Genomic DNA, 13,426 nt, shown 5'->3' with positions numbered 1-13,426 from the left:
GCAATGCCAACAGAGAAAGTTACCCCTGTATCTACACATGCTCAAACGCTGGCAGCCACTTCTGCTTTTGATATCCTCGGACCCATTATGGTTGGACCATCCTCGTCGCACACCGCGGGTGCTCTGCGGTGTGCGCAGGTTGCCGCTTCCCTACTTGAACAGCGCATCGTTTGCGTGCGATTCAGGCTTTGGAATTCTTTTGCTCATACCTATAAGGGCCACGGAACAGATCGCGCACTTGTTGCAGGTATTCTCGGTCTTGAAACCGACGATGAACGCATACGAGATGCATTCGAACTCGCCAAACAAGCCAACTTGCAATACTTTTTTGAAGAGGCAGGAGACGACGCTACCGTCCATCCCAATACTGTCGACATTCTTATGGATGATGAAGGCGGCAATCACGCAGAAGTACGAGGCGAAAGTCTTGGCGGCGGAAAGATACGCATCAGCCGTATCGACGGTGTGGGTGTAGATGTTACAGGAGCTTACAGCACACTCTTTGTTGCGCACCGAGATGCACCTGGAGTACTAGCTGCTCTCACTAATCTCCTTGCCTATGCTGGCGCAAACATTGCCTTTTGTCGCACCTATCGTATGGAACCCGGTGGCCAGGCGTTTACCGTATTTGAAATGGATGGTGCCCCTGACGATGCCGTACTGCCAATGGTCCGACGCCTTGACCACGTTGATCGCGCTACCTTTATCGAAACCCCACGGTCTGAAACAGGTCTTGGCCCCGGCATAACTGCACCTGAACTCTTTGACGATGGCAAACAGCTCTTAGAAACCTGTACAGCACTCCACCTCTCTATCGGTGGTGTCATGGCAGAGCGCGAAGCCTGTCTTGTTGGAGAAAAGCAAGCACGTGCCGCGATGGCGCGCGTGCTTGAAGTCATGAGGATTGAGACAAACGAGCCGCTCTCTCATCCACGTCGCTCACTCGGTGGGTTTATTGGAGGAGAAGGACAGCTTGTGTTTGAGGGAGCTGAGAAGTGGGCTTCAGCCCTTATGGGGAATGTGCAGACAAACGCTGTTGCCCGTGCTATGGCTGTTCTTGAGCGATCCGCTGGTATGGGAGTTATTGTTGCCGCACCAACCGCCGGTTCTGCAGGCGTTGTTCCTGGCTGTGTTCTTGCCCTAGCAGACCATCTCAATGCATCTGACGAGCAAATCTTCGAAGCGCTCTATTGTGCTGCTGCCATTGGCATGAATATTCAAACCGCTGCTTGCGTAGCAGGTGCAGAAGGTGGATGTCAGGCAGAAGTTGGAAGCGCAGCAGCCATGGCAGCCGCCGCTCTTACTCAGTTGCTCGGCGGTACACCCCAGCAAGCACTTGACGCAAGTTCCCTGGCCATTTCAAATTTACTCGGCCTTGTCTGTGATCCTATTGGCGGACTTGTAGAAGTTCCTTGTCAGACTCGAAATGCAATAGGTGTTGCAGCTGCTTTCTCTTCTGCTCAGCTTGCGCTCTCAGGAATAAGCGCTCTCGTGCCCTTTGATGAAGCGGTACATACCATGTCCGAAGTAGGTCACGCATTACCCTCTTCGTTGCGTGAAACAGCGCGTGGAGGCCTTGCGGCCACACCAACGGCACGCTCACTCTGTGCAGGATGCAGCGCTTGCAATCACAACTAATTGTTGACTTACTTTTTGGACTTCTGTTTCTGAGTAAGCTTCTTTGCGGCTGCACCGCTCATGCCAACAGATACCGTTGAGTGTTTACTGCCTCTGCGGCGGCGAGTGCGCATAGAGACAGCTCCACCAGTGCGGATATAGTTCACCAACCTATCGCACCTATGGCGAATACTCTCTCCCCCGTTGGAGCGCAAACCCAAAAGAGGAGCCGCGATAATGGTAGGTGCAAAGAAGGTAATGATGCGCCATACAAGATAACCGGCCGTAGCGGCAGAACCAAAGAGTGGTCCATAAAACAGTGCAAATCCTGATTCTACGCCGCCTGTGCCTCCCGGAAGTGGAACGATGGTAGATACCATTTGCACCATTGATCCAGCGGCTAAGCAAGAGAAAAAGTCTGCATCATGCCCAAAAGCATGCAGCACAAACCAAGGAATCATATATAAACTCGCCAGCTGCAACATGGTTACAAGAAGCGTTACAGCCATGCCAGGTATATGACGGGCAGCTGCTTTAAAGGCAGCAGAAAACTCATCGACCTGAACATTGACCATCTCATCCCAATGCTCACGATTGCGCAGTAGCTTATGGCGAGCAAGAAAACGAATGCCCCAGTTGCCAGTGCGTTTTACAATACCCGGGCAGAGACACACCGCAAAGAGCAGCGCGAGTTCAAGAGCGTGCGCAGCAAAGACAATAAGGTTAAGAACAACAATGTTGCCATAGGTCTCAAAGAAGAACTCCAGCTTAGCGATAAGGGCAAGAGCAGCAAAAAGAACCACGCCAAACTGAAACATGATGAATCGGGTAAATTGCGTTGCACTCGCTTCTCCTGGGTCGAGCCCCGTACGAGTAAGCCTGACAATCTGAGAGGGAACAGAACCCGCCATCATGGGTGTAAGGTTGCCGAAAAAGACGCCTGACGCTTCAACACTCATAAGGTCACGGATGCCTACCGGCGAGTTTGGATCCATCCAAACCGCTACCACATAAGCGCCCACACCAAAGATGAAATAGAACACGTAACAGATACACGCGAGGAATACCCATGTCTTATCAACGCTGGAAAGCGCGTCGATAAAGGACGACATCTGTCCTGTTACCACGAGATATACGATGTAGACCAACACAACAAGCGCAAGAAACTTTGCACCTGAGCGGGCTTTACGAGCGTTTTCATCCTCATTTGCAACGCGCGTACGAAGACCGCGCCTGCGCCTGTGAGTGTCTCGCTCAAAATCCCGGGAATCAGTCATAGGGACTCCTCGGTTCGGTGACACCCTACCGCTTCCACGCTTGGCGGTCTTGGGCCTGACTACTACATAATACCGCTGAGAACTTTAGGTTAAACACTTAATGCTTGTATGGCCCTGATAACTGCAACTGATTGTGGGCAGAATCCGCCTTGACGGAATCAGCTCGACAAAATGTTCACAATTTTAAAAATGTTTGAAATTCACTCTTGCCATAACCGCCTCAGTACAGTAGAGTATTTTCTCGCGCCGAGCCAAGGCAAAAGCGCAGCAGGACAAGTCCTTTGGGATGTCGTCTAACGGTAGGACAACGGATTCTGGTTCCGTCAGTGGGGGTTCGATTCCCTCCATCCCAGCCATGTCCTGCCAATAATTGAATGGCCCGTTCGTCTAGCGGTTCAGGACGCCGCCCTCTCAAGGCGGAGATCACCAGTTCGAATCTGGTACGGGCTACCAAATGTTTCAGGCCACCTTCTCAGGTGGCCTTTTTTCATTTCTTATATTTCAAGTTGCCTGAAGATTCTTGTAACTCCAGGCAGGCAATATGCTCGCACAGATCTCGAGCATACTGCCCGTTGGGTTTGAGGTAAATACTACGTGTCTCCTACTGCCCCATCATGCGCTTCTTCAAAGCTATTACCTCTTCTTCGCCTAAAACACCTCGCCGCTTAAGCTCATCTACAAGGGCAGTACTTGAAGCATCGCATATGCGCTGAGCAGATACTGGTATCGCAAAAGAATCTGACAAGACATTTGTTTGCGAAGGGATAGTCTCTTGTGACGTGTCTGAGGCTATTGAATGTAGCGCTGTCTTTGAAGCCGTAGAGGAAGCTGTCGACAGGTTGGAAGAATTGGACCCAGAGAGAGGTGTGTTAAGCATAGTATTTTGAGTCATCAGAGGAATAGTTTTTGTATAGAGCCCGTCCCTTGATGAGCCTAAAAATCCAATGACAGACATGATGATTCCCAAAAATGTTTCAAATGTTGGGGAGATGATGCTCCACCCATTAAGCGAATCACTTATGAATAATGAGGCAATAACCGGAATGAGAAACAGGATTCCATCAATCAAGAACGTGCTTTTAAGACTGTTTGCACGCTTTTTTGAAAAGACTTCATAACAGCTTAAAAACGAAACAACTGCCGCTAAAATCCACATTAAGATATATACAGCAGCGAAAATACTGAGAGCTTCGATGCCAGAAGTTCCACTAGGTGCTATTTCCACAATCTTATCAATAGCTTTTATTAAATCGATAGCCGAAAGATTTGCTCCAGCAATATTAAACTGAGGTAGAAGTGGGAAAAGAGCAAGACACGCTGCGCTAATAGCAAGCCAGGTTGCTCGGCTATTCAACTGTGTAACAGATTGTACATGTTGATCAATTTCGAGCTCTTTCTGGCTTTTGTCAGATGTTTGATCATTAGCTGTAGGCGTTTTTCGAGTATCTGTGTCCTCCCTATGAGAAGATGCTTTTTCTATCTTAGGTAACGTCATCCCACATAAAGAGCAATATGTTGCGCCCTTTACGTTCTTTTTTCCGCAGCGTGGACAATACATATGTCCTCCTCCAAACTCAGTCGTATTTAGCTTTCTGGTTAGTTAGCTTTCTGGCTCTACTCGATTCATCGTGAACACATCATTTCGCCAAGCAAGCATCCAAGGGGCTCCTTCACGCCAAAGAGCCGTCGTGGAAACTTTCATTTGAATCGTTCCATCCTCGGAATTCTTGAGATACACCTCATAGCCTTTACCTTCATATATCTGGTAAAACGAAGTGGTATTCGGATTAATGCTGATAAGAACATCATTGGCTGTAATAACCGTATCGCCTTCAGATGTCTCTGCATCATTGGCGAGGCTGTAATGATCATGGAAAAGAAATGACAGGTCTACCGTGGCGGTAAGAGCATTACTATCAACGCTCTTTACTACCATACGCACAGGATTTGCACGCCCTCCATAGCAGGCGCCAGCATCCATAACAGAGTTATGTTCCGTTGACTCAAACTCACCTTGCCAGGTGCCTATAAACCCATCGAGGCTCATTTCGTATGCTGCATCGTCAGCTACGCAAGACGTTACCGCCCAATCTGAACGATCCCAAACAAACGTGGCGGTCAACGTGCCTGCATAAGAAAAGATTCCATCTTGGGCCGAAATAGCAAGCTCTACTTCACCACCGTCTGGGCCAGTAGTATTGCTCGTTACTGAAAACGTGACATTTTGTTTGTACAGATCTTCTAGAAAAACTTGTTTCCCATGGCTGTCTTCATGAACTTTCTTGCCTGCCATCTCAAGTAAAGAAGGTCCATGTTCCACGATAGCTTCATCTGCAATAGGACCCATTGGTTCTGTCGTGCGCTCAGTTTCTAGAATGTCATCCATCGTCCAATCTGTGTTTTCTTCAGAAGAATTGGGGCGCGTATAGACAAGACTCCATTTTGAGGTTGTCCTGAGTGTGCCATCCTCATACACAACGGTGGCATCAACTGAGCGCATATCAGCCCCATCGGTGTTTCGTTTACTATTTTCAATCTGATCGATCGTTACTGACGTAACATCTGGTTCCTCGCCAGAACTCCAATCAGAAGCCAAACCAATTTGTGAAGCCGTCCCTTCCAGATCAGAAGTAACTAATTGCTTAAAAGCGTCCTGCTCTTCTCTAACCGCCGGATTAAAAAGACTGCTTTGAGAAGCGATAACTATTCCTATAACAAGAGCCACAAGCCCTACGGCAAATCCTGCGATAAGAACGGCTTTACGCCCATGCTTTCCGGAGGCTTTATTACGAGGCATGTCGCGAGATGATTCACGCTGATTCTTATCATCCGCACTCGCGAGCTGATCGTCGGAAGCCTCAAGCTCATCATCCAAGTCAGGATGTAACTGATTTGTGGCACAGAACGGACAAAACTTTGATTGTTCTGGAATACGTTTTCCGCACTTGATGCAATACATGCTTTAACGCCTCCCTACCTATAATCCACTGATGTGATTCATTGCTTTTGCCTGTGTCATAGAGCGGGAGCAGTCACATAATCGGTTGGGCCTGAACCGTCTGGACGTACAGCATAAACAGCAACTCCGCCGTAACTGTCATCTCCACTTCGCACGTCAATTACGTGGTCACCCGCATCGATAAGCACGGTGTAATAGGGGTACTCACTCCAAGGAAGCGAAAGCTCCTCACAAGCCCCATCGCTCAGAGAAATGCGACACCACGAGGGCTTTGCAATAAGTGCGGCCAGCGCAACACAAGCTGAAATAATAATAAAGACAAGGAGCTCCCTAGAAGATCTGCTGTCGATCGCTGCTTTTTCTTGCTGATCTATGCGATTGTTCAGTTCATCAGTGTCGTCTTGAGGAAGTTGGTTCGGAAGAACCAACGTATCCAGCTGACGTGTTTTGCCATCAGAACCTGTTGACTCACATTTCGTGCCACAAAACGGGCAAAAAACCGAATTACCCTCAATCTCGCGCCCGCAATTTTGGCACAGCATAGTATCCCCCAACGCTTTATTCAGCTATTGCGTTTTGTGGGATATTACGTTGAGAAAAGCTCTCAAGCAGATGCTCTGTCAGAATCAATCAGTCTGATGTAATAAAAACTAAGAAGGTTTTATCGTGTTCCACGAACGTGGTCAAAAAACCAATCCCGTACGGTTGCTCGGCGAGATTGGCTTACCGGTATAATGCTTCCATCATTTAGTTCAAGCTCATTTACGCGATAGCGCGTAACGTAATCCAGGTTTGCAAGATAGCTTTTATGGCATCGCACAAAACTTGAAGGAAGCATATTTTCAAGAGTATCGAGCCGCAGATATGTGACAAGTTCACCATTTACGGTATGGATATGTAATTGACGACGATGGCTCTCCACATAACGGATGGTATGCGGCTCTATGACCACTTCATCCTGCCCTACACGAAGCCGTAAGGGCTTCTCAGCAATGTTTTTAAGCTGTAACAGCGCAGCTTCTAAGGCCTGTGTCATTCGTTCGGCCGTAACAGGCTTAAGCAAAAAGAACACATGGGGTGTTTTATACACATCTGAATGATACATATCATAGCCAGTTACATAAATAACCTGCGTATTGGTAGCAACGAACAGCTTATGCACGACATCTATGCCCGTTTCAGCAGGCTCAATATTTTCATTTGATGCGGTGTCAGCAAGACGAATATCGACTAAGGCAATATCAAAGCTCGCGCCATCCAAAAGGCTTTGCTCAAGCTCAGCAGCATTTGAAAAACGCGCTGTTTCTATCTCAGAGCCATACTTGGTTGTCTGAATAATCTTGTCGAGCAAATCGAGTTGAGTGGAATCATCCTCAAGAATTGCCAAACGATACATTTACCTCTCCGACCTACATGCAGCAACTAACACATAATAGGATATTGTGGTGTTGTATGCCGTGGGAGGTTACATGGATCTTTTGGTTCTCAAAGTGATAATGAAAATATCCACCCTCTTGGCAACCCTCCCATTCGTGTGGATGCAAGCCGTAGCGTTGCCTATGCGGCATCGTACAATTTTCCTTACAGGTCAGACGCTTATTCTGACCGTCGTTACTATATTGCAAGTTATGGAGTCACCTATCGCTCCTGTTATTGCACCTTTTTCGCTGTTATTACGAGTTGTTTTGCCATGGTTTTTCTGGAAGCGTTCCTTGGGTGTACTTCCTCGGATTATTATCACCCTTGCTCCAATTCAGGGCCAAATATTACTAGAACCAATTTGCACGATGCTTTGGAGCTTTCTGACCCAAGGTGCTCCATCCCTGTCATATTATGAAATTCAAATACATTTCTCAGCATTTCTTACTGTTCGTCTTGCTAGTTTTGTCCTTGGAGTTCTTTTTGCATGGGGCGTTATTCGTCTTACTCACCTTTGGTTACACACTTCAGATGTGCAGGAAGTGTCACAGGATGCTCAAAATACTCCGCGCATATTCAGCCATTCCGCTCATATGAGAGACGTGTCTCTATTTCTTCCTTTTGTAGCAGCACAGTTTCCGAGCATGTTTGTTCTTTTGGCAATTTATCCAAGCCCTCTGATAAACAGGCCTGAAATTCTTGTTGTTGCATCAATTCTTACCGGCACCTATGTAATGCTCGACATTCTTATTGCACGTACGTTTTATCAGATGCGCGAAGCAGCGCGTATCGAAGCTCATGCTGAAGCGCTTTCAAACCTTATCGATGCAGAGCTGAAAGAAGCTCAAGCGCTTGAGGCAGAAACTGCCAAAGTGTCACGTATGCGACACGATATGAGGAACCATCTGCAAGTAATACATGGCTTGCTCGACCTTGACGAAACGAAAGAGGCGGCTTCATACATCCAGCGTCTACAGGAGAGCACGAAAAACGAGTCTCAAAATACAGAGGAGTAAGCTGTGAGTTTATGGTCCATAGATGCTTGTGTAACCCTTATTACACTCCTTGCATCACTTCTCTTTATAGGGAGAGCACTTAAGAACACTCCCAGAAAGATGAGGTTACTATGTTTGGGCTATGTCGTATGTCTTGCTGTCATTACTCTTTTTTCTTGGTTGCTCGTAGAGCACTTTGCCTTTACTCCCACGCTACTTGTTGTCACTTCAATCTGTAGCATCGTAGGAGCGTTTATAACCCCTCACCTCTTGCATCAACTTACTGACATCGAGATTCAACGCTTTCGCGCTCAGAAACTTTCCGAGTTCTACACATCTCAGCAAAACTATTTTGCTGAAATTCGCAACCAAACCAATGTTGCAACGATCATGCAAAACAACATAGATAACTTCTTGGATGAAATACATCATGCGATTGAGAAAAAAGATCTTGATTCTGCACGCACACTCATGGCGAATGTAGACAAGGCAGTAGCGCCACCAAAAGGCTCCCTATGCGAAAGCCAAGCTCTCAATGCATTACTCACAGCCAAACAAACAGTTTGTCAGAAGTTGCATATTCCCTTGAGATTGAGTATTTCCCAACCCATCCCTTCATGTAAGTGCGGTAATTCATCAGATGGGCTATCAGATATTGAGCTTGTTGCTATCGTTGGCAACCTGCTTGACAATGCAATAACCGCTACTCAAAAAATGAGTGGCAACAAATACACCAGAGAAATCGTTGCAACTATTTCATACCAAGCGGATTGCCTTTTTATTGAAGTTCAAAACCCTTACGACACCACAATGAGGACAGTATACAAACGAGCACGCGGGCTCGATAAACATGGCTGGGGTTTAGCAATTGTAGATAGGATTGCTTCTCAACATGATGGCAAGTTTTCAGCCGAAGGCAAGCATGGCCTTTTTACTGCCCGTGTTGTCGTACCTCTCGAAGTTCCGTCAACCCCAAAATGAAAGAGAGACGCCAGAAGATTCTGACGCCTCTCTTTGTTCGATCTCTTATCAGTAAATTCAGTGAGCTACATCTCTCAATTTCAAAAGAGATTGCTGATCAGCACCCTATTAGTCATCTGAAGACTTGCCCATTTCTTTTTGGACAATCACCCGTTGAACTTCGAAATGATCAACATCGAGCGTACTAGAATATCCATCACTCATCTCTTTGCTCTCACCGGGATTGAAATACTGCTCCGAAAGTGGTCCACAATGAAATGCGTCGGAATTTGAAGAACCGTTTGGAACCTGTGCAAGCTCACCGTCTTTGCCAATTGCGACAACGTAAACTGATACACTACGCCACTTGTAGTCGGTGTTATTTGTAATGGTTACCGTAAGTTCTGGAGAATAGCCCGATCCGGCTGACATCTTGAGATCAACATCATATTCATCAGGTGACAAGACTGCATATTGATTTGCATCAATGAATGATCCGCCATCAACATTGACAGTAACATCACTCACGTCTTTCAACGTGTATTTCTGTGTTTCCTTGGTATAGTCGCTGGAATGCGTAGCAACAATATTATCTCTGTCCGAAGGAACAAGCGTGAATTCATTCTCACCGGGAAAGACGTAGGGAAGCGATGAGTTGCCATTTTCTGTGCTGATAACATCTAAGCCTGTCTCAGCAGTATCTTCGTCTCCATAGTTATCAAGGAAACTATACGTAGCCTCTGCACTTACACTAACATTTTGAGCGATTTGATCAGTATTGTTAGTTACCGTAAACGTAATCTCTGGCGTTTTAACTCCCTCAGTAACAACTTTTACGTCGCTTACGGTGAAGTCTTCATAACGCTTCTTGGTTGTACCGTCCGAATTCTTATCAGATGCTTCAGAATCCTCATCTTTGCTATCGGCTTTTTTGTTATCAGCCTTTTTATCGTTATCAGCTTTCTGCTCAGTCTTTTCTTTAGAAGAAGTCTGAGGGTTTCCCTGTCCAAATACATTTGGAACAACTACAAAAGCAAGAATGGCGAGCACAGCCACCGCCGCAACAATAGCAACTATTGGAGCTGTCTTTTTCTTAGGTTTCTGTGAGTTATTTGCAGACGAGCCGGAACCTTTTGATGAATTATTTGTTGATACGCTTGCCCCACAGTGAGAGCAAAATGTCGATTGATCTGGTATTTCTTTACCACATTTTGGGCAGAACATGGCTTCTCCTCTCTTCATCGGGGCCCCTATTATTTCAGGGTGATAGTTGCGCCGCCTTCCGGTGTAATCTTACCAGTGATAAACGGAGTTGCAGCATGAGCTAGAGTAACGGTATGTCCATCGGAAGTAGTTCCTACATCCTCCTGATGACCTGATAAACGAGCATCAGATTGGTCGATAGCAACCGTCGTCATTGGCAATAAACCACCATCAAGACTAATAGAGAAAGTACAGTTCCCTTCTCCACCCTGTTCTTCGACTTCAAAGGAATCTTTCCAGGCATCGGAAACGTCTACGTAGTAGTAGTCACATTCATAAGCATGTTGGGTTGTTTGCTCAGCTGATGTTGCTTCTTCGGCATTTACAGCTTCTGCTGCAGCATCATCTGTGGTAGCTGCATCTGTAGAGGCCTCGCCTTCCTCAGAGGAAGCATCTTCATCCGTAGCAGCGTCCTGATCAGCGGAATCAGTAGTAGCACTCTCTTCTTCTGGGTGCCAAATTGGATTGGTGGCACGATCGTATGCCACAAGTCCTGCAGTTCCGATGATGAGAAGACAAACACCCACCGCTATACCACTAAGAATGTAAGGTAGAAGGCTTTTTGTCTCATGTTGCGTGCCTTCATCTTTCATGTCTTGGCTCTCTGAAGTTTTTGAAACAGCAGGCATTCCTTCAGACAGCTGCTGATCGTGAGTCTTTTTTCTTGCCAACTTAATCATGCTGCTTCTCCTTGCTATTTGACCGTGAGGTGGAGAAGCTGCTCAGGGTTGGACGGCTCCCCATAGTAATTGTTGTAAATTGAACTTCCGCCAGCTGTGCTCACTTGTACATGAAGGCCGCCAGAAGTAGTGCCATAGTCCATATAAGGATCGCTCGTAACATTCGGGCCAATGGTTATCGTAAAGCCGCCGCCGTTGGAGTAATACTCAGTAACCTCTTGCGTCATACCGCCTTGCCATACCAAATTGCCATTGCCATCATCCACAGGACCAGATATCCACCACGTGTAGGCTCCTCCAGATGAAGACCCTGTAAAAGCAATGTTATCCGGTGCATCAATAGAGAAGTATTCATTCTCATAATCATGGGTAGACACGGGCTCTGCCGGAGCGGCTTCCTCTTCCGGAGCTGCCTCCTCAGCAGGTGCTTCTTCTGTCTCGGCGGGCGCTTCCTCAGATTGTTCCTCTGTAGCATCCTCTGTTTCGGCCTCAGCATCCTCTTCATCATCCGAAACATCTTCCACAACTTGCTCCTGTGCAGGTGGGTTAGGGTTGAATACCTGCGTGTAGATAAGGTAGGCAGCAGAAGCAAGGGTGGCCAGTGCCAGGATAACGATGACTACGATAAGTGCCATAGGCATGCGGCGGCGGCTTCGATGCCGCGCTTGACCTGCCTGAGTTTGTAAGTTTCCCTGTGATTGCTCAACATCCTCATTGATGTCTTGACCTGCATTGGCTTCTTGCGCTTGAGCTGGTGCACCACATATACCGCAGAACTTCGCTCCTGGTCGAAGCTCTGACCCACATTTCTTACAGAACATAGCAACCCCTTTCGCAGCATCTGCGGCAACTGATTAGTCTCTTAGATCCCTAATATTTGGCGCTTCTTAGCAGAAAATTCTTCTTCAGTGAGAATTCCTTCATCAAACAGTTCTTTATATCGACGAATTCTATCAATATCAGAAAGCTGTTCCTCAGAGACAGTTTCTTTCTCCGGGCTCTCATCTTGCACGGTATCGGTAGGTAATGCCGCTTGTTCCTCGTCGGTCTCTTGTTCGGATGACGTCACTCCGGATTGAGTCGCGTTCACCGGAGTGACGTCAGAAGGGAGCAAGGCAGGAAGCGGATTGCCACAGTTGGTGCAGAAGTGAGCGTTCTGTGGGTTGGGTGAGCCACAAACAGGACAGAACAATCCAGGATGCTCAGCGGTTGTATCTGCAGCAGAATCATCTTGATCTTCAACCTTTGCAGCAACAGGCGTTGTCTGTTCTGCTGGAGCCTCATTCGTAGGTTCGGGCAATGCACTCTTTGAAGACCCTGCTGGAACATATGGAGGGAAATCAGGATGCTTAATTCCAACAAGATCAAGCGGCTCAGCACCGTTAGCAATCTCTACAATCACATTTCTACGTCTTTGATAAGTTACACCTCGTTCATTTGCTGTAACTATCTGCTGAAGTTTTGTAGCAATGGAATGAGCAGCTTCACGCACGCTTTCGGCGGCGCCGCCTTCCAAGCCTTTGCCATTGCTATAGAGCGGAAGGAATTTTACTGGATCGGATGGATCGTCTCTCTCAATTTTGATTTTCATTGAAGTGAGTAGTGTTTGCTGTTTTCTGCCGGTTATACCGCCAACAATCGCACCAGCTCCACCAAAAAGCAGGCCACCAACAACTGCTCGACCAATACCGCCTTGAGCTATCTGCTCATTATTTTCAAGTATTTCAAACCCAGTAATTGCGCCGTAGGGACAAAAATAGTATCTCATTGAACGAACACTTACATCCTTCGGCGATGCACTTCCCCAGTACAGACGTCCATGCGTATCGTCGAAGTACATACCGTTTTGTGCGTCGCCCGGATGGGCTTCATATGTTGTTACAAACTCGTTTTTCCATACAAGCAAGCACCCATCATCAGGGTTCTTGATGAGCCATAAACCTATCTTATTGCTGATTTCACTCCACGCTTCGAGGCGCTCAGAGTACCTATGCTTTGCAATGATTGCCTCAATATCTGCTCTTAAATCAGTAACCTTAGCGATTGATGCAGTATCCACGAGAGCCCACCAAATATCGCTTGGTAGAGGTGCTCCGTATTTTTTTGCACATGACTCGCACACCAATGCATCACGGAATTGGGCGTAAGGGTTCATTAAGCCTATCTTCTTACCGCATATTGAGCATCTTTTTGCCATAGCGCACTCCTCGCCACAACTCTTTCTTTGATGATTTCATCCTATACATTGCGTAAAAA

General features: G+C 46.9%; 12 protein-coding genes and 2 tRNA genes. 5 read left to right on the top strand and 9 right to left on the bottom strand.

All coding sequences use genetic code 11. From position 1 onward, the window contains the following. The first annotated feature begins 3 nt into the window (after nucleotides 1-3). Nucleotides 4-1,638, top strand: coding sequence for an L-serine ammonia-lyase, iron-sulfur-dependent, subunit alpha (gene sdaAA / locus ACQY6Y_RS07060; RefSeq protein WP_428379607.1), 1,635 nt, complete (start codon nucleotides 4-6; stop codon nucleotides 1,636-1,638). Between the two features lie 8 nt (nucleotides 1,639-1,646). Here sdaAA and ACQY6Y_RS07055 read toward each other — a convergent pair whose 3' ends face one another. Continuing rightward, nucleotides 1,647-2,894 (bottom strand): lysylphosphatidylglycerol synthase transmembrane domain-containing protein, encoded by a 1,248-nt coding sequence (locus ACQY6Y_RS07055; protein WP_428379606.1) that lies wholly within the window; start codon nucleotides 2,892-2,894, stop codon nucleotides 1,647-1,649. Nucleotides 2,895-3,176: 282 nt separating this feature from the next. Between ACQY6Y_RS07055 and ACQY6Y_RS07050 the strand changes: the two genes are divergently transcribed. Together ACQY6Y_RS07050 and ACQY6Y_RS07045 are read left to right on the top strand one after the other, a co-directional pair. Beyond that, nucleotides 3,177-3,250: transfer RNA gene (locus tag ACQY6Y_RS07050), tRNA-Gln, on the top strand. A gap of 20 nt (nucleotides 3,251-3,270) precedes the next feature. Beyond that, nucleotides 3,271-3,347 (top strand) — tRNA-Glu (locus ACQY6Y_RS07045). 148 nt (nucleotides 3,348-3,495) lie between these two features. Here ACQY6Y_RS07045 and ACQY6Y_RS07040 read toward each other — a convergent pair. The 4 genes from ACQY6Y_RS07040 to ACQY6Y_RS07025 all read right to left on the bottom strand — a co-directional run bounded on the left by ACQY6Y_RS07040 (nucleotide 3,496) and on the right by ACQY6Y_RS07025 (nucleotide 7,249). Then, nucleotides 3,496-4,452, bottom strand: a complete 957-nt coding sequence (locus ACQY6Y_RS07040) for a zinc ribbon domain-containing protein (RefSeq protein ID WP_428379605.1) — start codon at nucleotides 4,450-4,452, stop codon at nucleotides 3,496-3,498. A gap of 42 nt (nucleotides 4,453-4,494) precedes the next feature. After that, a complete protein-coding gene (locus tag ACQY6Y_RS07035) occupies nucleotides 4,495-5,853 on the bottom strand; it encodes a hypothetical protein (RefSeq protein WP_428379604.1) in 1,359 nt (452 codons plus the stop codon). Between the two features lie 56 nt (nucleotides 5,854-5,909). Then, nucleotides 5,910-6,395, bottom strand: coding sequence for a zinc-ribbon domain-containing protein (locus ACQY6Y_RS07030; RefSeq protein WP_428379602.1), 486 nt, complete (start codon nucleotides 6,393-6,395; stop codon nucleotides 5,910-5,912). A gap of 119 nt (nucleotides 6,396-6,514) precedes the next feature. Next, the gene (locus tag ACQY6Y_RS07025; RefSeq protein WP_428379601.1) at nucleotides 6,515-7,249 is read right to left on the bottom strand and encodes a LytR/AlgR family response regulator transcription factor; all 735 of its coding nucleotides are present in this window, start codon (nucleotides 7,247-7,249) and stop codon (nucleotides 6,515-6,517) included. A gap of 73 nt (nucleotides 7,250-7,322) precedes the next feature. Here ACQY6Y_RS07025 and ACQY6Y_RS07020 point away from each other — a divergent pair, with 73 nt between their 5' ends. After that, complete coding sequence (locus ACQY6Y_RS07020; RefSeq protein ID WP_428379600.1) at nucleotides 7,323-8,288, top strand: Spo0B domain-containing protein; 966 nt, start codon at nucleotides 7,323-7,325, stop codon at nucleotides 8,286-8,288. A 3-nt stretch (nucleotides 8,289-8,291) separates the two neighbouring features. Next, a complete protein-coding gene (locus ACQY6Y_RS07015; RefSeq protein WP_428379599.1) occupies nucleotides 8,292-9,248 on the top strand; it encodes a sensor histidine kinase in 957 nt (318 codons plus the stop codon). A 108-nt stretch (nucleotides 9,249-9,356) separates the two neighbouring features. On the opposite strand, the gene ACQY6Y_RS07010 is transcribed toward ACQY6Y_RS07015, so the two are convergent. From ACQY6Y_RS07010 to ACQY6Y_RS06995, 4 genes are read right to left on the bottom strand one after another with little or no spacing between them, the layout of a single operon-like run. Beyond that, nucleotides 9,357-10,451, bottom strand: a complete 1,095-nt coding sequence (locus tag ACQY6Y_RS07010) for a zinc-ribbon domain-containing protein (protein WP_428379598.1) — start codon at nucleotides 10,449-10,451, stop codon at nucleotides 9,357-9,359. A 29-nt stretch (nucleotides 10,452-10,480) separates the two neighbouring features. Then, entirely contained in the window at nucleotides 10,481-11,170 is a 690-nt protein-coding gene (locus ACQY6Y_RS07005) for a hypothetical protein (protein ID WP_428379597.1), read from the bottom strand. A gap of 14 nt (nucleotides 11,171-11,184) precedes the next feature. After that, nucleotides 11,185-11,991 carry a zinc-ribbon domain-containing protein gene (locus ACQY6Y_RS07000; RefSeq protein ID WP_428379596.1) on the bottom strand — a complete coding sequence of 269 codons (807 nt, stop codon included), beginning with the start codon at nucleotides 11,989-11,991 and terminating at the stop codon, nucleotides 11,185-11,187. A 41-nt stretch (nucleotides 11,992-12,032) separates the two neighbouring features. Then, nucleotides 12,033-13,367, bottom strand: a complete 1,335-nt coding sequence (locus tag ACQY6Y_RS06995; protein ID WP_428379595.1) for an SHOCT domain-containing protein — start codon at nucleotides 13,365-13,367, stop codon at nucleotides 12,033-12,035. Between the last annotated feature and the right edge of the window lie 59 nt (nucleotides 13,368-13,426).

Origin of the sequence: Olsenella sp. Marseille-QA0557, assembly GCF_965119725.1 — a bacterium.
Classification (GTDB): Bacteria; Actinomycetota; Coriobacteriia; order Coriobacteriales; family Atopobiaceae; genus Coprovicinus; species Coprovicinus avistercoris.
Note: the sequence above shows the minus strand (reverse complement) of the source record. Positions and strands in the feature narration are given on the sequence as shown.